This is a genomic window from Stenotrophomonas sp. 85239_Sma (genome assembly GCF_056481725.1).
Genome location: NZ_CM151163.1, coordinates 357,501 through 377,236 on the forward strand (window position 1 = coordinate 357,501; position 19,736 = coordinate 377,236).

Sequence of the window (19,736 nt, forward strand, 5' to 3'; positions counted from 1 at the left end):
AATGGCGTAACGACAGCGGCGCTGTCTCCACCCGAGACTCAGTGAAATTGAAATCGCTGTGAAGATGCAGCGTTCCCGTGGCAAGACGGAAAGACCCCGTGAACCTTTACTATAGCTTTACACTGAACGTTGAGTTCGTCTGTGTAGGATAGGTGGGAGGCTATGAAACTGTGGCGCTAGCTGCAGCGGAGCCATCCTTGAAATACCACCCTGTCGTGCTTGACGTTCTAACCTGGGCCCATTATCTGGGTCGGGGACCGTGTATGGTGGGTAGTTTGACTGGGGCGGTCTCCTCCTAAAGAGTAACGGAGGAGCTCGAAGGTACGCTCAGCGCGGTCGGACATCGCGCACTGTGTGCAAAGGCATAAGCGTGCTTGACTGCAAGATCGACGGATCAAGCAGGTAGGAAACTAGGACTTAGTGATCCGGTGGTTCTGTATGGAAGGGCCATCGCTCAACGGATAAAAGGTACTCCGGGGATAACAGGCTGATACCGCCCAAGAGTTCATATCGACGGCGGTGTTTGGCACCTCGATGTCGGCTCATCACATCCTGGGGCTGTAGTCGGTCCCAAGGGTATGGCTGTTCGCCATTTAAAGTGGTACGCGAGCTGGGTTCAGAACGTCGTGAGACAGTTCGGTCCCTATCTGCCATGGGCGTTGGAGATTTGAGAGGGGCTGCTCCTAGTACGAGAGGACCGGAGTGGACGAACCTCTGGTGTTCCGGTTGTCACGCCAGTGGCATTGCCGGGTAGCTATGTTCGGAAGCGATAACCGCTGAAAGCATCTAAGCGGGAAGCGCGCCTCAAGATGAGATCTCCCGGGGCACAAGCCCCCTGAAGGAACCATGTAGACTACGTGGTTGATAGGTCAGGTGTGTAAGTACAGCAATGTATTGAGCTAACTGATACTAATGATCCGTGCGGCTTGACCATATAACCTCAAGTTGCCTTGGCTTTACGACAACGTCGTAAGAGCATCCAAGTGCACGCTACGTCACAAGAACTATGCGAGGCTGGCGCCTTGTCCCTCCGGGACGAGTGCGACTCTCCAAAAGCCTCCCTGGTGAAATTAGCGCTGTGGAACCACCCGATCCCATCCCGAACTCGGAAGTGAAACGCAGCTGCGCCGATGGTAGTGTGGCTCAAGCCATGCGAGAGTAGGTCATCGCCAGGGTTTATACCCAAAACCCCGCTGCTTGCGCAGCGGGGTTTTTCTTATTAAGTGAAGGCACTGCATTTTCCGGGTTCCTTCCGCCCCAAGGGCAAGATCGCGAAGCTGGCGCTGCAAGCGCTGCTGCAACCGTCTCCCTGGTGAAATTAGCGCTGTGGAACCACCCGATCCCATCCCGAACTCGGAAGTGAAACGCAGCTGCGCCGATGGTAGTGTGGCTCAAGCCATGCGAGAGTAGGTCATCGCCAGGGTTTACACCCAAAACCCCGCTGCTCACGCAGCGGGGTTTTTCTTTATGCGCAGCAAATGCGGGTAGTGCCGGCCGCTGGCCGGCAGGCGCGTTGATGGAACCGCCGCGAGCGGCGGCGCCAACCAAGGTTGGCGACTACCGATGGCAGAGAGTGCCAACCAAGGTTGGCACCCACCAATGGCGGAGCGCACAAAAAAAAGCGGCGCCCCGTGGGGCGCCGCTCTGCTCTCAACCATGTTCAGTCGAACATGGCCTGATTTACTTGGCCGGGGCCTTGTCCTTCATCATCGCGTCGCGGGCAGCCTTGAACGGGTTGCCTTCGTACCAGTTCGGCCAACGATCACCACCGGCCAGTTCCTTGCCGACGCCGTACATCAGCTGCAGGTCCTCGACGGTGCCGTCCAGCTTCCAGCTGGCTGCGTCGAACTCGTCCTTCGGGCCGTGGTAGCGGTTGGCGCCGTAGTCGGCTGCAGCCTTGCGGCCCGCGTCCACGCCACCCTCGCGCAGGTCTTCGCCGCCATCGGCGTACAGGGCGGGCACACCGGCTTTGGCGAAGTTGAAGTGATCGGAGCGGAAGTAGAAGCCGCTCTGCACCGAAGTCTCACCGTGCAGGGTACGGTCCTGGGCGGCAGCCAGCGGCTTGAGGATGTCCTCCAGCTCCGAGCTGCCGAAGCCGGTGACGGTCACGTCCTTGGCACGGCCGGCCACCGACATCGCATCGATGTTGATCACACCGGCGATCTTGTCCAGCGGGAAAGTCGGGTGGGCGACGTAGTACTTCGAGCCCAGCAGGCCGGATTCTTCCAGGGTCACGGCCAGGAACACCACCGAACGCTCCGGCTTCGGATCCTGATGGGCCATTGCTTCGGCCACTTCGAGGATGCCGGCTACGCCGGTCGCGTTGTCGACCGCACCGTTGTAGATGTTGTCGCCGGTCTCACCCTCATGCTTGCCCAGGTGGTCCCAGTGCGCCATGTACAGCACGGCCTCGTCAGCGCGCTTGCTGCCCGGCAGTACGCCGACCACGTTGCGCGACTGCTTCTGCGCGATCTGGCTCTTCAGGTCGACCGCAGCGGTGGCCTTCAGCGGCACCGGTTTGAAACCGCGCTTGCTGGCGTCCTTGTAGGCCTGGGCGAGGTCCAGGCCGGCACCGGCGAACAGCGCCTTGGCCGCGTCGGCGCTCAACCAGCCCTGCACCGGGATTCGGGCCTCCGGGTCATCCTTGGCGGGCAGGTCGTACTGCGGGCCGGCCCAGGAATTCTTCACTACGTCCCAACCGTAGGACGCGCCGGCGGTATCGTGCACGATCAGCGCGGCGGCAGCGCCCTTGCGGGCAGCTTCTTCGAACTTGTAGGTCCAGCGGCCGTAATAGGTCATGCGCTTGCCGTCGAACAGTTTCCCGTCGTCGACATGGAAGCCCGGGTCGTTGACGAACATCACGACCGTCTTGCCCTTCCAGTCCTGGCCGGCGTAGTCGTTCCACTTCTGCTCCGGCGCATCGACGCCGTAGCCGACGAATACCAGGTCGCTGGCATCGACCTTCACCTCGGCCTGGCCGGTACGGGTGCCGACCACCATGTCGGTGCCGAACTTCAGCTCGGTGGTCTTGCCGCCCTGGGTGATCTTCAGCACGGTCGATTCGTCGGCCGTGGTCTCGGTCATCGGCACATCCTGGAACCAGCTGTCGCCGTTGCCGGGCTGCAGGCCGATACGCTGCATCTGGTCGCGGATGTAGTTGACCGTCAGTTCCTCGCCCTTGCTGCCCGGGGCGCGGCCTTCGAACTCATCCGAAGCCAGGGTCTTGACCATCTCCGCGAAGTCGCCGGCGTTGATCTCCGGGGAGAACTGATGGGTGGCCGGCTTCGCGGCAGCGGTATCGGTGGCCGGCGTAGCTGCCGGAGTATCTTCGCCTTTGCAGGCACTGAGCGCGGCCGCAGCGGCCAGGCACAGGAGGAGTTTGCGGGGCATCGTCGATTCCTGGAGAACAAAGGGCGGTCGCACATCATGCGCGACCGGTAAAAGCGAGTATCACCCAACCGCTGGGTCTGGCGGGTTCAGTCGGCCGGTGCCGTTTCGGTATCGAACGGGATTGGCTCGGCACCGGTGACCGGACCGATGCGGGCCGTGCGATGCACGTACAGCACCACCTCGCGCTCGAACTGCAGCGGGCCGTCGACCACGGCATTCGGACCGATGATCACGCGTGGCTTGCGGCTGGCGGTCAGCGAGACGCTGAAGTTCGGCTTGCGCACATGCACGCCGCCCTTGACCTGCGAACCGATACCGACGGTGATGTCACCATTGACGGTCTCCACATCCTTGCCGACGCGGCTTTCCACCAGACCGATGCCGCCGTTCACGGTTTCGACGCCGCCTTCGATCTGGCTGCCGCGATCGGTGAAGATGCTGCCATTGACGGTGCTGACGCCACCGCTGGCGATCACTTCGCGGCCCAGGCGCACACCGCCGTTGACTGTTTCGATTTTGCCGGTGCGCGCGCGGTCGGCGACCTTGACCCCGCCGTTGACGGTGTCGATGCTGCCGGTCTCGACGCCTTCGCCGACGCGGATGCCGCCGTTGACGGTGTCAAGCTTGCCGTAGCGCTGGCCCGGTTCGGCGCTGATGCTGCCGTTGACCTTGCTGATGTTCTCCTGTGCACAGACCGGCCCGGTGGCCAGCAATACGCCCAACAGCAGCGGAATGGAAAGAGCTTTCATGGGGACCTCGATGGATGTGCGGCTGGCAGGCCGCGTGCGGAGATGTCACCATTCCCCGGTATCCCCCGCAACTGCCTGAAGTCACTGGAAAGCCCTTGCGCGACAACGCCTTCCCATCACGCCGACATCACATCGCCGCTGCGCGCGGCGGGCGCTGCCTGCTGCTGGGGCTGGTCGTGGCGCTGGCCCTGCCGCTGCCGGGTGCCGCGCAGACGACCCGCGAGACCGAGCGCAAGCTGCAGAAGCTGCGTACCGAGCTGAAGGGCGTGGCGCAGGAGCGACGGCAGATCGAGGGGCAGCGTGGCCAGGCCTCGCTGCAGCTGCGCGAGGCCGACGAGAAGGTGGCCCGCACCGGTCGGGCGCTCGCGCAGACCGAAGCCGCGCTGCGCGAGCAGGCCCGGGCCCTGGCCGAAGCCGAGCAGCGCCGCAGCAGCCTTCAGGGCAACCTCGCCCAACAGCACCGAGAACTGGCCGGGCTGCTGCGCGCGGCCTACCAGCTGGGCACCCATGCACCGTTGAAGCTGCTGCTGTCGCAGGACACGGTGGCCGACGCCAACCGCGCCCTGGCCTACCATCGCTACCTGCAGCGCGAACGTGCGCGGCGCATCACGACGCTGACGGCCGACCTGAAGGAACTGGAAGGGCTGCAGGCGCAGATCGCCGAGCGCAAGCAGAAGCTGCAGGGTACACAGCAGGACCAGAAGCAGCAGGCTGCGGCGCTGGAAGCCGACCGTCGCGATCGCGCAAAGACCGTGGCCTCGCTGGACGAGCGCTTCAAGGACCAGCGCGAGAAGGAACAGGCACTGGGCCAGGACGCCAAGGCGCTGGAAACGCTGCTGGCCAACCTGCGTGCTGCTGCCGCCCGCGCCGAAGCCGAGCGTCGCGCGGCTGCACGTCGAGCCGCCGCCGAAAAGGCCGCTGCCGAGCGGGCTGCACGCCAGGCCGCGGCGCAGGGACGGCCACCGCCGCCAACCAAGGTCCCGCCTGCGGTGGCATCGGCACCGGCGCCGAAGGTCGGCGGCCTGGGCTGGCCGTTGTCCGGCAACCTGCTGGCCCGCTATGGCGGCAAGCTGCCCGATGGCCGTACCAGCAGCGGCGTGCTGATCGGTGCGCCGGCCGGCAGCACCGTCACCGCGGTGGCCGACGGTACCGTGGTGTTCTCCGATTGGATGACCGGCTACGGCATGATCCTGATCGTCGACCACGGCAACGGCTACATGAGCCTGTACGCCCACAACGACACCCTGCTGAAGGATGCCGGCGCGCGGGTCAGCCGCGGCGATGCGGTGGCCAAGGTCGGCAATTCCGGCGGCCAGGGCGTTACCGCGCTGTACTTCGAGCTGCGCCGTGGCGGGCAGCCGGTGAATCCGGACAGCTGGCTGCAGCGGCGCTGAATCCGGTTCGCAGTGTGCGGGCCGGATTCAACGGGAATTTAGCCGTGCTTCGCGCATAATCGGTGCATGTGCCTTGGGCACCATGCCACCGTCGACAGGAGTGATCCATGCGCGCAGCCCGTACCGCCACCCTCTTGCTGGCCCTGTTGCCAGCGCTGTCCTGGGCGCAGCAGACCGCGCCCGCCCCGAGCCAGGAAACCAGCGGGCAGGCAGCGAACAGCGAGGAGGCGGTGACCTCGAAGGTGCCGCTGGAGGACATCCGCCGTTTCGTGGCCGTGTACAACGCGGTGCGTGCCGCCTATGTCGATCCGGTCGATGACAAGAAGTTGATGCAGTCGGCCGTGCGTGGCCTGCTGCTCGACCTCGATCCGCACAGCACCTACTTCAACAAGGAAGACGCGCAGGCCTTCGACGAGCAGGCCAATGGCGCCTACGAGGGCATCGGCGTGGAGCTGCAGCAGCAGCCGGACAATGCCAGCATGAAGGTGATCTCGCCGATCGACGACACGCCGGCGGCCAAGGCCGGTATCCTCGCCGGTGACCTGATCATCGCCATCGACGGCAAGCCGATCAGCGCCATCGATGCCAGTGAACCGCTGCGCGGCCCCGCAGGCAGCAAGGTGGTGCTGACCATCGTGCGCGAAGGCAAGCCGAAGCCGTTCGACGTGAGCCTGACCCGCCAGACCATCCGTGTGACCAGCGTGCGCAGCCGCCTGCTGGAACCGGGCTATGGCTACATCCGCCTGAGTACCTTCCAGGCCGATACCGGTTCGGATTTCCAGAAGCACGTGCAGCAGCTGCAGAAGCAGTCCGGTGGCCAGCTCAAGGGCCTGGTGCTGGACCTGCGCAGCAACCCGGGTGGCCTGCTGACCGCTGCGGTGCAGGTGGCCGATGATCTGCTCGACAAGGGCAACATCGTCAGTACCCGTGGCCGCATCAGCATCAGTGATGCACGCTTCGACGCGACCCCGGGCGACCTGCTGAAGGGCGCACCGGTGGTCGTGCTGGCCGACGCCGGCTCGGCCAGCGCATCGGAAGTGCTGGCCGGCGCGCTGCGCGACAACAAGCGTGCCCGCGTGGTCGGCAGCCGCACTTTCGGCAAGGGCTCGGTACAGACGGTGCTGCCGCTGGACAACGGGGATTCGGTGAAGCTGACCACGGCGCGTTATTACACGCCCAGTGGCAAGTCGATCCAGGCCACCGGCATCGTGCCGGACGTTGAACTGAAGCCCGCCGCCACGCCGGCGGAGGATGCGCTGCCGGCCAGCCTGAGCGATTACAGCGAAGCGACCCTGCCGGGTCATCTGCGCGGCGACGACGAAGGCACCGAGGGCTACCATGCCGGTGCGGTGCTGCCGGGCGATGGCCCGATCAACGACGCGCTGGCCGAGCTGAAGAACCCGGGTTCGGTGGCTGCACGGTTGAAGGCCGAAGCGGCGAAGGCAGATGCGGCCAAGGCCACGAAGGCTGCAGCGAAGCCGGAAGCAAAGCCGGAAGCAAGACCGGAAGCAAGACCGGAAGCAAGACCGGAAGCAAGACCGGAAGCAAGACCGGAAGCAAAGCCTGCAGAGATCCCGGCCAAGCCTTGATGGCGTAGCGTCGCGCCATGCCCGACTGATTTCCGAACGCTGCCCGAGCATGGCTCGGGCATTCCGCAGAACCCGGCAAGCGGACGCTAGAACCCGTGCCGCTTGCGCAGCCGGCGCGCGATCGCCGCGCGCACGTACACGCCATACAGCAGGCCGAACAGGAAGCCGCCGATGTGGGCCCACCAGGCCACCATGCCGAAGCTGGGGCCGATATGGGCGAATACCACCTGCAGCGCGGCCCAGACGCCGATGAGCAGATAGGCCGGGGCGCGTACGAACTCCAGGAACAGGCCAAGCGGGATCACCACGCCCAGCCGGGCACCCGGGAACAGGGCCAGATAGGCGCCGATCAGCGCCGACACCGCGCCACTGGCACCGATGATGATCTGATCCGGGCTGCCCATGGTGTAGATCGCCACCAGGTTGGACACCGCGCCGCCCACCAGGAACAGCAGCAGCAACCGCCATGGCCCCAGCACCCGCTCTGCGGGCAGGCCGAAGATCAGCAGGAACACCAGGTTGCCCAGCAGATGCGACCAGTCGGCATGCAGGAACAGGGCGGTGAACAGCCGCAGCACGCTGCCGTCCTGCAGGGTCGCCCACCAGTCCAGCGGGTGGGTCAGGCCGGTGGACAGGGCGCCCCAGTCCAGCCAGAGGCTGCCGCGGGCATCGTCCGGGCGCGAGATCGACCACAGGAACGCCAGCCACAATGACGCGAACAGCACGGGCGTGGCCCAGCGCAGGGCCGCCTTCTTGCGCGACGGGAGGGAGACGAACATGGGTATAAGCCTAGCGTGGCGACGCCTGCGGCGGGGATTGTCCTGTTCAGCTTTTGAGACGAAAAAAGCGCAGCTGCTGTTATTGTTTCATTAACAGCTCTGGGTAATACTCGCATACGGCGTCGTATGTCGGGAGGGGAATCCGGCGCGCTCCGAAGGGCCCCAGGGCCGGCCGGGCGCAGGCGCACTCAGAGCAACATCACCGCTTACCGGAGAGAGAACTACGATGCAAACCGCTTCCACCATTGCCCGTCTGACCCTGCTGGCCGTCGGCGTTGCCGGTGCGCTGGCTGCCGCCGATGCCAACGCCGCCGCCTTCCAGCTGAAGGAAAACAGCGCCAAGGGCCTCGGCCGCGCGTTCGCCGGCTCCACCTCGGCCGAAGGCGACGCCTCGGTCATCGCCACCAACCCGGCCTCCATGCGCCTGCTCGACGGCACCATGCTGCAGGGCGACGTCAGCGCCATCAGCTTCGGCGCCAAGTTCCGTGGCCAGGGCAAGTACGCCAATGGCGCTCCGATTTCCGGCGGCAATGGCGGCGACGCCGGCATGATCGCCCCGGTCCCGGCGGCCTATTTCCACGTGCCGTTCGGCGAAAAGGACAACATGCACTTCGGTGTGTCGCTGTCGGTGCCGTTCGGCTTCAAGACCGAATACGACCGTGACTGGGTCGGCCGCTACAACGGCGTAAAGACCGAACTGCAGGCCGTCGACCTGGGCGCCGCGTTCTCCTACGACGTGAACCCGTACCTGTCCTTCGGTGCGTCGGTGTTCGTCGAGCGCCTGGACGTTGACCTGACCAGCGCCGTCGATGGCGGCACCGCCATCAACGCCAGCGCCCAGCAGCGTGCTGCTGCCACCGTGCTGGCCCGTGGCGGCACCCAGGCCCAGGCCGCTGCCGCTGCCCGCCAGGCCGGTATCCAGGCTGCCCAGCTGGGCTTCTCGCCGGGTACCGCCGATGGCTACCTGCGCATCAAGGGCGACGAAATGTCCGTGGGTTACACCCTGGGCATGACCGTCAGCCCGGTGGAAGGCACCAACATCGCCTTCAGCTACCGCTCGGAAGTGGAACACAAGATCACCGACGGCAAGGCCGACTTCACCATGACCCCGGCTGCGGCCGCGTTCCTGGCCAGTGCTGCCCCGGGTACCTTCGTTGACAGCAACGGCCGTGCCACCATCACCCTGCCGGCCAGCGCCACCGTCAGCTTCACCCACCGCGTGAACGATCAGTGGAAGATCATGGCCGACGTCTCGCGCACCGCGTGGAGCAAGTTCGACCAGGTCACTGTCGACTATGACTCCAACCAGCCGGACAGCGTGCTGCCGTTCCACTACCGCGACACCACCTTCGCGTCGATCGGTACCGAGTACCGCATGAACGAGAAGCTGACCCTGCGTGGCGGTCTCGCTTACGACCAGACCCCGACCACCGACGTCCACCGCGACGTGCGCGTGCCGGACACCACCCGCAAGTGGCTGTCTCTGGGCCTGACCTACGCGGCTTCGGACAAGATGGAATACAGCGTGGGCTACACCCACCTGTTCACCAAGGATCCGAACATCACCTCGACCTCGGCCACCGGCAACACCGTGACCGGCAAGTACAAGGTGACCGGCGACGTGCTGGCGGCTTCGATGCAGTACAAGTTCTGATTCAGGCGATTGCCTGAAACAGTACGCAGGAGGCCCCGCGCGAGCGGGGCCTTCTTTTTGTGGGGACGGTCTGGGGCATCCACCCACGGCGTGGATCTGCCGGGTTGTCCACGCAGCGCACGGATCCACGACAATAGCGGCATGAACCTGTCCGACTCGAACTTCCAGCTGGAGCTGGCTGCCAACATCGCCGTCGCCGGCTCGATCCTGCTGGCCGGCCGCAACAACGTGCACACCTGGTGGCTTGGCATCGTCGGCTGCGCCTTGTTTGCTGCCGTGTTCGAACGATCGCACCTGTACGCGGACATGGTGCTGCAGTTCTTTTTCATCGCCATCAGTGTGCTGGGCTGGTGGCAGTGGCTGCGCGGCGACCATGGCGCGCCGCTGCCGATCACTTCGCTGCGGCCGCGGGCATGGGCCTGGCTGGCGCCACTGGCGGTGGTGGCCACGTTCGGCTACGGCTGGATGCTGACCCGCCTGACCAATGCCTATGCGCCGTATATCGATTCGGCGGTGCTGGTGCTGAGCGTGATCGCGCAGATCCTGATGATGCGGCGCAAGCTGGAATCGTGGTGGGTTTGGCTGCTGGTGAACACCGTTGCAGTGCCGCTGTACTACAGCCGTGGCCTGCATCTGACCTCGATCCTGTATGTGGGCTTCTGGATCAACGCGCTGGTGGCACTGCGCCATTGGCGGCATCTGATGCGCGACGAGGCCAGGGCGGCCGATGCCGCTGCCTGAGCGCGCTGCGCGGGGGCTGGTGGTGGGCAAGTTCTGCCCGCTGCACCTCGGCCATGAACGACTGATCGACTTCGCTGCCGCGCGCTGCGTGCATCTGCTGGTGATCGGGTGGTCGCAGCCGGGCTTTGCCGGCTACAGCGCCGAGCGCCGTGAGCGCTGGCTGCGTGCGCGTTTCCCGCAGGCGACGGTGGCGGTGCTTGACGACGCGCGACTGGCGGCATTGTGCATGCAGCATGGCTTGCCAGTGCGAGCCCTGCCGCAGGACAGTGATGACGAACAGGTGCAGCGGGACTTCACCGCGTGGCTGTGCCTGAACCTGTTCGGAGGGCCGGTGCAGACGGTGTACACCGGCGAGGACTACGGCGATGGTTTCGCGCAGGCGCTGGCCGCGCACTTCCATGCACCGGTGCAGCACCAGCGGCTGGAGCGCAGCCGCGATGTCGGCCAGCCCAACGGCACCCGGCTTCGCGCCGATCCGCATGCGCTTCGCCACGGCCTGTCGCCGCAGGTGTACGCGGACTACGTGCAGCGCGTGGCCTTCATCGGTGGCGAATCCACCGGCAAGACCACGCTGGCGCGGGTGCTGGCCGAGCGGATGGGCACGACGTGGGTCGCGGAATTCGGGCGCACGCTGTGGGAAATGCAGGGCGGTGACCTGCGCGAACCGGACCTGCTGCGCATCGCCGAAGAGCAGCCCCGGCGTGAGGATGCGGCGGCGCTGACGGCGCATCGCTGGTTGTTCTGCGATACCACGCCGCTGGTGACGCTGGGCTACAGCGGCTGGATGTTTGGTACGGCACCGGAGGCACTGCGGCAGGCTGCACTGCGGCCGTACGACCTGTTGTTCCTGTGTGCGCCGGATATCCCGTTCGACCAGGACGGCACGCGGCTGGGGGAGGCATTCCGGGCGCAGCAGCATGCGTGGTACGTGCACGAGTTGCAGGCGCGGGGAGTCGAGTACGTGCTGCTGGAGGGCGACCTGGAAGCGCGCATCGCGAGGGTGCGGCACGAGCTGGCCAAGCTTACGGACAGCCGGTTCAGTGTGGCGGCATGATCGTCGCCGGGTATGGCCCGGCGCTACCGGAAAAGCACAAAAAACCCCGCTTTCGCGGGGTTTTTCGTTCACTGCCTGACGCGGGCGATCAGTCGCCCAGGGTCAGCAGCGACGCGTTGCCGCCAGCGGCGGTGGTGTTCACCGTCACCGTCTTCTCGGTGGCAAAGCGCAGCAGGTAATGCGGGCCGCCGGCCTTCGGGCCGGTGCCGGACAGGCCCTGGCCGCCGAACGGCTGCACGCCGACCACCGCACCGATCTGGTTGCGGTTGACGTAGACGTTGCCGACATGGACGCCGTTGCTGATGCGGTCGACGGTCTCGTCGATGCGCGAATGCACGCCCAGGGTCAGGCCGTAGCCGGTGGCGTTGATCTGGTCGATCACCGCGTCGAGCTGGTCGCCCTTCCAGCGGATCACGTGCAGGACCGGCCCGAAGATCTCCTTGTGCAGCTGGCCCAGGTCCTTCAATTCGTACGCACGCGGGGCGAAGAAGGTGCCATTGGCGGCTTCGGCAGACAGTTCGGCCGCAGCGATCAGGCGCGCTTCGCGGTCCATGCGCTCGGCGTGGTCCTGCAGGATCTTCAGCGCATCGGCGTCGATCACCGGGCCGACGTCGGTGGACAGCAGGCCCGGGTTGCCGACCTTCAGTTCCTTCATCGCGCCGGCCAGCATGGTCATCACCTTGTCGGCGATGTCGTCCTGCACGAACAGCACGCGCGCGGCCGAGCAACGCTGGCCGGCGGAGGTGAAGGCCGAACCGATCGCGTCCTTGACCAGTTGTTCCGGCAGCGCCGAGGAGTCGGCGATGAAGGCATTCTGGCCGCCGGTCTCGGCGATCAGCACACCGATGGCGGCGTCACGCGCAGCCATCGCGCGGTTGATCGCACGGGCGGTGTCGGTGGAGCCGGTGAAGGCCACGCCGGCCACGCGCGGGTCGGTGGTCAGCGCGGCACCGACGGTGGCGCCATCGCCCGGCAGGTACTGCACCACCTCGGCCGGCACGCCGGCGTCGTGCAGCAGCTTGACCGCGTAGTAGCCGATCAGGTTGGTCTGCTCGGCCGGCTTGGCGATGACGCTGTTGCCGGCGGCCAGGGCGGCAGCGACCTGGCCCAGGAAGATCGCCAGCGGGAAATTCCACGGGCTGATGCAGACGAACACGCCGCGGCCATGCAGCTGCAGTTCGTTGGACTCACCGGTCGGGCTGGGCAGCTTCTCGGCGTGACTGAACTGCTCGCGTGCCTGCTTGGCGTAGTAGCGCAGGAAGTCCACGGCTTCGCGCACTTCGGCGATGCTGTCGGGCAGGCTCTTGCCCGCTTCCTTCACGCACAGCGCCATGAACTCGGGCATGCGCGCTTCCAACTGGTCGGCGGCGTGCTCGAGGATGGCGGCGCGGCTGGCGGCCGGCGTGCGGTTCCAGGCCGGCTGCGCGGCCACGGCATTGGCCAGGGCCTTCTGCACGGTGGCGGCATCGGCGGCCAGCCACTGGCCGACCACTTCGCGGGTGTCGGCCGGGTTGGTCACCGGCAGCGCGGCGCCGGCCGGGTTGGCGCCCGGCACCAGTGGGGCGGCCTGCCAGGGCTTTACGGCGGCGTTGATCTGCTCGGCCAGGGCGCGCAGTTCGTTGTCGTTGGCGAGGTTGGCGCCCATGGAGTTCTTCCTGTCGTGGTTCTGGCTGCGCAGCAGGTCAACCGGCAGCGGGATCTTGGGATGCGGGATCGAAGCGAACGAGGCGACCATTTCGACCGGATCGCGGATCAGGTCGGCGATCGGCACGCGTTCGTCGGTGATGCGGTTGACGAAGCTGGAGTTGGCGCCGTTTTCCAGCAGGCGGCGCACCAGGTACGGCAGCAGGTCTTCATGCGAACCGACCGGGGCGTACACGCGGCAGGGCAGGCCGAGGCGGTCAGCGGGCACCACTTCGGCGTACAGGTCATCGCCCATGCCGTGCAGCTTCTGGTGCTCGTACACGCCACCGTTGGCAATGCTGCGCACAGCCGCGATGGTGTGCGCATTGTGCGTGGCGAACATCGGGTAGATCGCGTCGGCATGAGTGAACAGGCGCTTCGCGCATGCCAAATACGACACGTCGGTGTTCTGCTTGCGGGTGAACACCGGGTAGCCCGGATAGCCTTCGATCTGTGCGCGCTTGATCTCGGCATCCCAGTAGGCGCCCTTGACCAGGCGAACCTGCAGGCGGCGACCGGCGCGGCGCGCCATGTCGGCCAGGTGGTCGATCGTGTACGGCGTGCGCTTCTGGTAGGCCTGCACGACCACACCAAAGCCATCCCAGCCAGCCAGCGAGGCGTCGGAGAACACCTGCTCGATGATGTCCAGCGACAGTTCCAGGCGGTCGGACTCTTCGGCGTCGACGGTGCAGCCGATGCCGTAGCTCTTGGCCAGCTGTGCCAGTTCCAGCACGCCCGGCACCAGGTCCTTCAGCACGCGCTCGCGCTTGGCGTGCTCGTAGCGCGGGTACAGCGCCGACAGCTTGATCGAGATGCCCGGTGCGTTGTTGACGTCGCCGTCCGGACGGCCGCCGCGTGCCTTGTGATCGCCGCCGATGGCGTGGATCGCACGACGGTAGTCTTCCAGGTAGCGCAGCGCGTCCTTCATGGTCAGCGCGCCTTCGCCCAGCATGTCGAAGGAGTAGCGGTAGTCCGCGTTGTCGCCCTTGTGCGAGCGCGACAGCGCCTCGCTGATGGTGCGGCCCATCACGAACTGGTGGCCCATGATCTTCATCGCCTGGCGCACGGCCAGGCGCACCACCGGCTCACCGACGCGACCGACCAGGCGCTTGAACGCGCTGGGCGCATCGGCGCGGGTGGCGTCGTTCATCTGCACCAGCTTGCCGGTCAGCATCAGGCCCCAGGTGGAGGCGTTGACCAGCACCGAGTCGCTGCCGCCCAGGTGCTTTTCCCAGTCGGCGTCGGCCAGTTTGTCGCGGATCAGCTTGTCGGCAGTGTCCTGGTCCGGAATGCGCAGCAGCGCTTCGGCCACGCACATCAGCAGCACGCCTTCCTCGCTGCCCAGGTCGTACTGGCGCATGAAGGCTTCAATCGCGCCCTGGTCCTTGGCGCGCACGCGCACGCGGCCCACGAGGTCGGCGGCCAGCGCCTGCACCTTGGCCTGTTCCTCGGCGGGCAGGCGGGCCTGCGCCAGCAGCTCGCGGACGTGGCTGGCCTCGTCCTTCAACCAGGCATCGGTGATGGCCTGGCGGAACGGGTTGGGGGGCGCCGGCAGTTCCGGCGACAGCAGCGCGCCGGGACGCGGGGCGTCATGGGCGGCAGGGGAGGAAGAAGGTGCGTTCATGCCGGTCCGGCCAGTGGAAAACTTGGCGATTTTAATCATTTTTGCGGGTTACGGAAGTGCCCCGCAGCCACCTTCGTGAAGTGCTGATAGCCCCTAGCGGCGGTGGATTCAGCGTGTTCAGGCAGGCTGCCATTAATTGTGCTGAATTCGTCATTCGTGCCGCCGACCTCATGCTGTGTTGCAGCATCGGAAAATGTGTGAATGCACCCTTGCTACCGGCGAGAGGGCGGGGCTACCATCGAGACGTTTCCCGCGGCAGGAACGCGGTTGCGACATGATCGAGGTGCTTCCAGCTCCGGATGGGTCAGGTACGCAGCTGCGGCTGCGTCCCCCACGGGCGCTCGATGCCCGGCAGTTCGTCCTGTTGTTCACCGTGTTGTCGGGTGCGATGTGGCTGGTGTCCGCCCTCGGGTGGTTGGCCGGCAATGCATTCGCCCCCCTGTTCGCGCTGCTGTACAGCCTGGTGCTGGCGGCGGCGCTGCGTGCCTTGTGGCGCAGTGGTGAACGGCAGGAGGAGATCCGGGTAGTGCCGGCGTACGTGGAGGTCATTCCCGTACCCGGTGGATCGCCGGTGTTCCGGGCCCACCCTCACTGGGTGCGCCTGCTCACCGACGATGAGAGGGTCCGGCTGGCATCCAGCGGCCGGCAGGTGGAGGTGGGGAGTTTCCTCGCGCCGGCCGAACGCCAGACGCTTGCAGAGACACTTGAAAGCTTGCTCGCCGCCAGCGATGGCGGCAACCGACGACGCTAAGGGTCTAGGCAATGAAGCAAAGCAGCAGGTGGGGCACGAAGTGCGTTGCAGCGGTCGCCGCCATGGTGGCCGGGGGACTGGTTCCGGCGCTGGCCTGGGCCCAGGCGGCCGATCCAAAGCCGTGGCAGCTGAACATGGGCAAGGGGGTGACCCAGACCTCGCGCCTGGCCTGGGAATCGAACAATCTCTCGTTGATCATCTGCACGGTGATCGGCGTCATCGTGTTCGGCGCGATGGCCTACGCCATCTTCAAGTTCCGCAAATCCAAGGGTGCGGTTGCCGCCACCTTCAGCCACAACACCAAGGCCGAGGTGATCTGGACGGTGATCCCGGTGATCATCCTGATCGTGATGGCGTGGCCGGCCACGGCCAACCTGATCAAGATGTACGACACCCGCGATGCCGAGATGACGGTGAAGGTCACCGGCTACCAGTGGATGTGGAAGTACGAATACCTCGGCGAAAACGTCACCTTCACCAGCCGCCTGGACCGCGAGTCCGACCGGGTGCGCCAGAGTGGCATCGTGCCGACCCGCGAAAGCCACCCACACTACCTGCTGGACGTCGACAACCGCCTGGTGCTGCCGGTCGATACCAAGGTGCGTTTCGTCATCACTTCCGACGACGTGATCCACGCCTGGTGGGTACCGGCGCTGGGCTGGAAGCAGGACGCCATCCCCGGCTTCATCAACGAGGCCTGGACCAGCATCGAGCAGCCCGGCGTGTACCGCGGGCAGTGCGCCGAGCTGTGCGGCAAGGACCACGGCTTCATGCCGATCGTGGTCGAGGCGGTGTCCAAGGAGGAATTCAAGCAGTGGCTGGCGCAGCGCAAGCCGGCGCCACCTGCCGCGCCGGCAACGCCTGCGGCACCGGCCGAGCCAACTGCACCGGCGGGCGAGGCACCGGCTGCGCCTGCTGCTGCAGAAGCGGCCAGCGCACCTGCCACCGCGGCCAGCGGCGCGTGATGTAAAGCCCGCGGCCGCCCGCGGCCGTGGTGACAACCGATTCTGAGAGGTGTTTTGCAATGGCGCACTCGGCAGTTGGGCACGACGATCACCATCACCAGCAGAGTTTCTTCGAGCGTTGGTTCTTCTCGACCAACCACAAGGACATCGGCACGCTGTACCTGGGTTTCAGCTTCATCATGTTCATCATCGGTGCGGCGATGAGCGTGGTGATCCGCGCCGAGCTGGCGCAGCCCGGTCTGCAGTTCGTCAAGCCCGAGTTCTTCAACCAGATGACCACCGTGCATGCGCTGGTGATGATCTTCGGCGGCGTGATGCCGGCCTTCGTGGGCCTCGCCAACTGGATGATCCCACTGCAGATCGGCGCGCCGGACATGGCGCTGCCGCGCATGAACAACTGGTCGTTCTGGCTGCTGCCGGTGGCCTTCAGCCTGCTGCTGCTGACCCTGTTCCTGCCCGGGGGGGCGCCGGCCGGTGGCTGGACGTTGTATCCGCCGCTGTCGCTGCAGGGTGGCTACAACGTGGCCTTCAGCGTGTTCGCCATCCACGTGGCCGGCATCAGTTCGATCATGGGCGCGATCAACATCATCGCCACCGTGCTCAACATGCGTGCGCCCGGCATTGATCTGCTGAAGATGCCGATCTTCTGCTGGGCCTGGCTGATCACCGCCTTCCTGCTGATTGCGGTGATGCCGGTGCTGGCCGGTGCGGTGACCATGCTGCTGACCGACAAGTTCTTCGGCACCAGCTTCTTCAACGCCGCCGGTGGCGGTGACCCGGTGATGTACCAGCACATCTTCTGGTTCTTCGGTCACCCCGAGGTCTACATCATGATCCTGCCGGCCTTCGGCGTGGTCAGCGAAATCATCCCGACCTTCAGCCGCAAGCCGCTGTTTGGTTACCAGGCGATGGTGTACGCCACCGCCGCCATCGCGTTCCTGTCGTTCATTGTCTGGGCCCACCACATGTTCACCGTGGGCATGCCGCTGGGCGGCGAGATCTACTTCATGTTCGCCACCATGCTGATCTCGATCCCGACCGGCGTGAAGGTGTTCAACTGGGTCAGCACGATGTGGCGTGGCTCGCTGACGTTCGAGGCGCCGATGCTGTGGTCGGTGGCCTTCGTCATCCTGTTCACCATCGGTGGTTTCTCCGGACTGATGCTGGCCATCGTGGCCGCCGACTTCCAGTACCACGACACCTACTTCGTGGTCGCGCACTTCCACTACGTGCTGGTGACCGGCGCGGTGTTCGCGCTGATCGCCGCGGTGTACTACTGGTGGCCGAAGTGGACCGGGCGCATGTACAGCGAGAAGTGGGCCAAGGTGCACTTCTGGTGGTCGATCGTGTTCGTCAACCTGCTGTTCTTCCCGCAGCACTTCCTCGGCCTGGCCGGCATGCCGCGTCGCATCCCCGATTACAGTGTGGCCTTCGCCGACTGGAACCTGATCAGCTCGATCGGCGCGTTTGGCATGTTCGTCACCCCGTTCATGATGGCCGCGATCCTGCTGTCCTCGCTGCGCAGCGGCGAGAAGGCCGAAGCGCGCAGCTGGGAAGGTGCGCGCGGCCTGGAGTGGACGCTGCCGTCGCCGGCACCGGCGCATACCTTCACCACGCCGCCGACCATCCGCCCGGGGGACCTGGCGCATGACGACATCACGCACTGAGGTGGGGCATGCATAACGAGAGCCCGCTCCCGATCAGTAGCGTCAAGCCAGGCTCGACTGACGAAAAGCAGCCGACCAGCGGTCGGCTCTACCCAGGCGGAAGCATCGAGCAGCAGCGCCAGCGTGCGAAGCGCACGGCGATGTGGGTCGGCGCCATCGCCGTGCTGGTCTACGTCGGCTTCATCCTCAGCGGGGTGATCGGCCGATGAGCGAGGCACCGGCCCGCACACCGTCCCGCAGCGCCGGGCTGCCGCGCCTGATCGGCGTGGCGGTGGCGGTGTTCCTGCTGACATTCTCGCTGGTGCCGCTGTACCGCATCGCCTGCGAGAAGGTGTTTGGCGTGCGCCTGGAGCGCGGCCCCGGCGGAGAAGCCAGCGCGGGAGCGGCGTCCGGCAAGCGCACTGTGCGCGTGGAGTTCGATGGCGGGGTCAATTCGCGCCTGCCGTGGTCGTTCCACCCCGAACAGCTGACCATGGACGTGGTGCCCGGCGAGCTCAACGAGGCGCTGTACTTTGCCCGCAACGACAGCCAGCAGGCGGTGGTCGGCAGCGCGGTGCCTTCGGTGGCGCCGGCGCGCGCGTCGGGCTTCTTCAGCAAGACCGAATGTTTCTGTTTCACCGCGCAGACGCTGCAGGCCGGCGAGAAGCGCGACATGCCGGTGCGCTTCATCGTCGATCCGGACCTGCCGCCGGAAATCAAGACGATCACCCTGTCCTACACCTTCTACCGCAACGACGCACTGTCCGATCGGCTGGCCCCGGCCGCCACCTCGGAAGGCGCGCACGCCGCACCCTGACCCGGATACCGACATGGCCCAGACACCGACCGACGCCAACGTGTACTTCGTCCCGGCCCAGAGCAAATGGCCGTTCGTGGGTTCCATCGCGATGATGGTGACCATGGTGGGCGTGGCCAGCTGGCTCAACGATGCCAGCTGGGGGCGCTGGACCTTCTACATCGGCATCGCGATGCTGGTGCTGACCCTGTTCTGGTGGTTCAGCGACGTGGTGCGCGAATCGCAGGCCGGCAACTACAACCACCAGGTCGATGGTTCGTTCCGGATGGGGATGATCTGGTTCATCTTCTCCGAGGTGATGTTCTTCGGCGCCTTCTTCGGGGCGCTGTTCTACACCCGCAACCTGGGCCTGTCCTGGCTCAGTGGCGAAGGCCGCGGCGTGATGACCAACGAGCTGCTCTGGCAGGGCTATTCCGCCGGATGGCCGACCAACGGCCCGGCCGCGATCGGTGGCGCGTTCCAGACCATCCCGGCCTGGGGCCTGCCGCTGATCAATACGCTGATCCTGCTGACCTCCGGCGTGACCCTGACCATCGCCCACCACGCGCTGAAGGCGGGCAACCGTCGCCAGCTGCTGATCTGGCTGGGCCTGACCGTCGTGCTCGGCCTCGGCTTTTTGACCCTGCAGGCGGAGGAGTACATCCATGCCTACAAGGAACTGAACCTGACGCTTGGCTCGGGGATCTACGGTTCGACGTTCTTCATGCTGACCGGCTTCCACGGCGCGCACGTGCTGCTGGGCACGATCATGCTGATCGTGATGTGGCTGCGTTCGGCCAAGGGACACTTCACCCGCGACAACCATTTCGGTTTCGAAGCCGCCGCGTGGTACTGGCACTTCGTCGACGTGGTGTGGCTGATGCTGTTCCTGTTCGTCTACGTGCTTTGACCGCGCACGCA

General features: G+C 65.8%; 15 protein-coding genes and 3 rRNA genes (1 of these 18 only partly in view). 14 read left to right on the top strand and 4 right to left on the bottom strand.

Translation table 11 applies throughout. From position 1 onward, the window contains the following. The 3 genes from ACYKG1_RS01615 to rrf (ACYKG1_RS01625) form a co-directional block, all read left to right on the top strand. Positions 1–934 (top strand): 23S ribosomal RNA (locus tag ACYKG1_RS01615); it begins 1,946 nt to the left of the window's first position. A gap of 126 nt (positions 935–1,060) precedes the next feature. After that, positions 1,061–1,175 (top strand): 5S ribosomal RNA (gene rrf / locus ACYKG1_RS01620). Between the two features lie 133 nt (positions 1,176–1,308). Beyond that, positions 1,309–1,423: ribosomal RNA gene (gene rrf, locus ACYKG1_RS01625) — 5S ribosomal RNA — on the top strand. Between the two features lie 257 nt (positions 1,424–1,680). Here rrf (ACYKG1_RS01625) and ACYKG1_RS01630 read toward each other — a convergent pair. Together ACYKG1_RS01630 and ACYKG1_RS01635 are read right to left on the bottom strand one after the other, a co-directional pair. Further along, positions 1,681–3,390, bottom strand: a complete 1,710-nt coding sequence (locus ACYKG1_RS01630; RefSeq protein ID WP_478471615.1) for a M28 family metallopeptidase — start codon at positions 3,388–3,390, stop codon at positions 1,681–1,683. An 86-nt stretch (positions 3,391–3,476) separates the two neighbouring features. After that, positions 3,477–4,139 (bottom strand): DUF4097 family beta strand repeat-containing protein, encoded by a 663-nt coding sequence (locus tag ACYKG1_RS01635; RefSeq protein ID WP_478471617.1) that lies wholly within the window; start codon positions 4,137–4,139, stop codon positions 3,477–3,479. A gap of 95 nt (positions 4,140–4,234) precedes the next feature. On the opposite strand from ACYKG1_RS01635, the gene ACYKG1_RS01640 reads away from it, so the two are divergent. Then, complete coding sequence (locus ACYKG1_RS01640; protein WP_100471045.1) at positions 4,235–5,533, top strand: murein hydrolase activator EnvC family protein; 1,299 nt, start codon at positions 4,235–4,237, stop codon at positions 5,531–5,533. 107 nt (positions 5,534–5,640) lie between these two features. Then, a complete protein-coding gene (locus ACYKG1_RS01645) occupies positions 5,641–7,122 on the top strand; it encodes a S41 family peptidase (protein ID WP_478471619.1) in 1,482 nt (493 codons plus the stop codon). Between the two features lie 86 nt (positions 7,123–7,208). Here the strand turns inward: ACYKG1_RS01645 and ACYKG1_RS01650 are convergent, their stop codons facing one another. Continuing rightward, positions 7,209–7,901, bottom strand: coding sequence for a rhomboid family intramembrane serine protease (locus ACYKG1_RS01650; RefSeq protein ID WP_014035716.1), 693 nt, complete (start codon positions 7,899–7,901; stop codon positions 7,209–7,211). A gap of 226 nt (positions 7,902–8,127) precedes the next feature. Between ACYKG1_RS01650 and ACYKG1_RS01655 the strand changes: the two genes are divergently transcribed. From ACYKG1_RS01655 to ACYKG1_RS01665, 3 genes are all read left to right on the top strand, one after another. Beyond that, on the top strand, positions 8,128–9,555 hold the full coding sequence (locus ACYKG1_RS01655; RefSeq protein ID WP_478471620.1) for an outer membrane protein transport protein: 1,428 nt from the start codon (positions 8,128–8,130) through the stop codon (positions 9,553–9,555). Positions 9,556–9,696: 141 nt separating this feature from the next. Beyond that, a complete protein-coding gene (gene pnuC, locus ACYKG1_RS01660) occupies positions 9,697–10,296 on the top strand; it encodes a nicotinamide riboside transporter PnuC (protein WP_100471048.1) in 600 nt (199 codons plus the stop codon). Next, entirely contained in the window at positions 10,283–11,350 is a 1,068-nt protein-coding gene (locus ACYKG1_RS01665; protein WP_262227158.1) for an AAA family ATPase, read from the top strand. The genes pnuC and ACYKG1_RS01665 overlap by 14 nt, the downstream gene beginning before the upstream one ends. Positions 11,351–11,438: 88 nt before the next feature. Here ACYKG1_RS01665 and putA read toward each other — a convergent pair whose 3' ends face one another. After that, positions 11,439–14,657 carry a bifunctional proline dehydrogenase/L-glutamate gamma-semialdehyde dehydrogenase PutA gene (gene putA / locus ACYKG1_RS01670; RefSeq protein WP_478471623.1) on the bottom strand — a complete coding sequence of 1,073 codons (3,219 nt, stop codon included), beginning with the start codon at positions 14,655–14,657 and terminating at the stop codon, positions 11,439–11,441. A 274-nt stretch (positions 14,658–14,931) separates the two neighbouring features. Here putA and ACYKG1_RS01675 point away from each other — a divergent pair, with 274 nt between their 5' ends. The 6 genes from ACYKG1_RS01675 to ACYKG1_RS01700 are packed head-to-tail and all read left to right on the top strand — an operon-like array spanning position 14,932 to position 19,725. Beyond that, entirely contained in the window at positions 14,932–15,408 is a 477-nt protein-coding gene (locus ACYKG1_RS01675) for a DUF2244 domain-containing protein (protein WP_004153894.1), read from the top strand. An 11-nt stretch (positions 15,409–15,419) separates the two neighbouring features. Beyond that, positions 15,420–16,373, top strand: coding sequence for a cytochrome c oxidase subunit II (gene coxB / locus ACYKG1_RS01680; RefSeq protein WP_262082932.1), 954 nt, complete (start codon positions 15,420–15,422; stop codon positions 16,371–16,373). Between the two features lie 59 nt (positions 16,374–16,432). Then, a complete protein-coding gene (gene ctaD / locus ACYKG1_RS01685; protein WP_057501839.1) occupies positions 16,433–18,040 on the top strand; it encodes a cytochrome c oxidase subunit I in 1,608 nt (535 codons plus the stop codon). Positions 18,041–18,048: 8 nt separating this feature from the next. Then, a complete protein-coding gene (locus ACYKG1_RS01690; protein WP_478471625.1) occupies positions 18,049–18,249 on the top strand; it encodes a hypothetical protein in 201 nt (66 codons plus the stop codon). Further along, on the top strand, positions 18,246–18,836 hold the full coding sequence (locus ACYKG1_RS01695; protein WP_100471053.1) for a cytochrome c oxidase assembly protein: 591 nt from the start codon (positions 18,246–18,248) through the stop codon (positions 18,834–18,836). Before ACYKG1_RS01690 ends, ACYKG1_RS01695 begins: the two co-directional genes overlap by 4 nt. A gap of 13 nt (positions 18,837–18,849) precedes the next feature. After that, positions 18,850–19,725 (top strand): cytochrome c oxidase subunit 3, encoded by an 876-nt coding sequence (locus ACYKG1_RS01700; RefSeq protein WP_005407793.1) that lies wholly within the window; start codon positions 18,850–18,852, stop codon positions 19,723–19,725. Positions 19,726–19,736: the final 11 nt, after the last annotated feature.

Bases quoted from the DNA above. Each gene is read 5' to 3' on its own strand.
- ACYKG1_RS01630 (WP_478471615.1), bottom strand. From the start codon at position 3,390: ATGCCCCGCAAACTCCTCCTGTGCCTGGCCGCTGCGGCCGCGCTCAGT.
- ACYKG1_RS01635 (WP_478471617.1), bottom strand. From the start codon at position 4,139: ATGAAAGCTCTTTCCATTCCGCTGCTGTTGGGCGTATTGCTGGCCACC.
- ACYKG1_RS01645 (WP_478471619.1), top strand. From the start codon at position 5,641: ATGCGCGCAGCCCGTACCGCCACCCTCTTGCTGGCCCTGTTGCCAGCG.
- ACYKG1_RS01650 (WP_014035716.1), bottom strand. From the start codon at position 7,901: ATGTTCGTCTCCCTCCCGTCGCGCAAGAAGGCGGCCCTGCGCTGGGCC.
- ACYKG1_RS01655 (WP_478471620.1), top strand. From the start codon at position 8,128: ATGCAAACCGCTTCCACCATTGCCCGTCTGACCCTGCTGGCCGTCGGC.
- pnuC (WP_100471048.1), top strand. From the start codon at position 9,697: ATGAACCTGTCCGACTCGAACTTCCAGCTGGAGCTGGCTGCCAACATC.
- ACYKG1_RS01665 (WP_262227158.1), top strand. From the start codon at position 10,283: ATGCCGCTGCCTGAGCGCGCTGCGCGGGGGCTGGTGGTGGGCAAGTTC.
- putA (WP_478471623.1), bottom strand. From the start codon at position 14,657: ATGAACGCACCTTCTTCCTCCCCTGCCGCCCATGACGCCCCGCGTCCC.
- ACYKG1_RS01675 (WP_004153894.1), top strand. From the start codon at position 14,932: ATGATCGAGGTGCTTCCAGCTCCGGATGGGTCAGGTACGCAGCTGCGG.
- coxB (WP_262082932.1), top strand. From the start codon at position 15,420: ATGAAGCAAAGCAGCAGGTGGGGCACGAAGTGCGTTGCAGCGGTCGCC.
- ctaD (WP_057501839.1), top strand. From the start codon at position 16,433: ATGGCGCACTCGGCAGTTGGGCACGACGATCACCATCACCAGCAGAGT.
- ACYKG1_RS01690 (WP_478471625.1), top strand. From the start codon at position 18,049: ATGCATAACGAGAGCCCGCTCCCGATCAGTAGCGTCAAGCCAGGCTCG.
- ACYKG1_RS01695 (WP_100471053.1), top strand. From the start codon at position 18,246: ATGAGCGAGGCACCGGCCCGCACACCGTCCCGCAGCGCCGGGCTGCCG.
- ACYKG1_RS01700 (WP_005407793.1), top strand. From the start codon at position 18,850: ATGGCCCAGACACCGACCGACGCCAACGTGTACTTCGTCCCGGCCCAG.